This window comes from Citrobacter sp. Cs237 (assembly GCF_030332325.1).
Lineage (GTDB): Bacteria > Pseudomonadota > Gammaproteobacteria > Enterobacterales > Enterobacteriaceae > Citrobacter_A > Citrobacter_A sedlakii.
The window spans coordinates 1-1,325 of record NZ_JAOWIB010000084.1 but is presented as its reverse complement, the minus strand read 5'-3'; the positions used below and the strand labels follow the sequence as shown (position 1 = coordinate 1,325).

Below are 1,325 nucleotides of genomic sequence, written 5' to 3'. Positions count from 1 at the left end.
TCTCAATTCCGCCAAAACATCTTCGGCGTTGTAAGGTTAAGCCTCACGGTTCATTAGTACCGGTTAGCTCAACGCATCGCTGCGCTTACACACCCGGCCTATCAACGTCGTCGTCTTCAACGTTCCTTCAGGACTCTCAAGGAGTCAGGGAGAACTCATCTCGGGGCAAGTTTCGTGCTTAGATGCTTTCAGCACTTATCTCTTCCGCATTTAGCTACCGGGCAGTGCCATTGGCATGACAACCCGAACACCAGTGATGCGTCCACTCCGGTCCTCTCGTACTAGGAGCAGCCCCCCTCAGTTCTCCAGCGCCCACGGCAGATAGGGACCGAACTGTCTCACGACGTTCTAAACCCAGCTCGCGTACCACTTTAAATGGCGAACAGCCATACCCTTGGGACCTACTTCAGCCCCAGGATGTGATGAGCCGACATCGAGGTGCCAAACACCGCCGTCGATATGAACTCTTGGGCGGTATCAGCCTGTTATCCCCGGAGTACCTTTTATCCGTTGAGCGATGGCCCTTCCATTCAGAACCACCGGATCACTATGACCTGCTTTCGCACCTGCTCGCGCCGTCACGCTCGCAGTCAAGCTGGCTTATGCCATTGCACTAACCTCCTGATGTCCGACCAGGATTAGCCAACCTTCGTGCTCCTCCGTTACTCTTTAGGAGGAGACCGCCCCAGTCAAACTACCCACCAGACACTGTCCGCAACCCGGATTACGGGCCCACGTTAGAACACCAGCCATTAAAGGGTGGTATTTCAAGGGCGGCTCCACGCAGACTGGCGTCCACGCTTCAAAGCCTCCCACCTATCCTACACATCAAGGACCAGTGTTCAGTGTCAAGCTATAGTAAAGGTTCACGGGGTCTTTCCGTCTTGCCGCGGGTACACTGCATCTTCACAGCGAGTTCAATTTCACTGAGTCTCGGGTGGAGACAGCCTGGCCATCATTACGCCATTCGTGCAGGTCGGAACTTACCCGACAAGGAATTTCGCTACCTTAGGACCGTTATAGTTACGGCCGCCGTTTACCGGGGCTTCGATCAAGAGCTTCTCCTTACGGATAACCCCATCAATTAACCTTCCGGCACCGGGCAGGCGTCACACCGTATACGTCCACTTTCGTGTTTGCACAGTGCTGTGTTTTTAATAAACAGTTGCAGCCAGCTGGTATCTTCGACTGATTTCAGCTCCATGAGTAAATCACTTCACCTACATATCAGCGTGCCTTCTCCCGAAGTTACGGCACCATTTTGCCTAGTTCCTTCACCCGAGTTCTCTCAAGCGCCTTGGTATTCTCTACCTGACCACCTGTGT

1 rRNA gene is annotated in these 1,325 nt (G+C 53.5%); it reads right to left on the bottom strand.

Annotated features, from left to right (window positions below):
- Nucleotides 1–32: 32 nt before the first annotated feature.
- Nucleotides 33–1,325, bottom strand: a 23S ribosomal RNA gene (locus OGY07_RS02935); the annotation flags it as partial.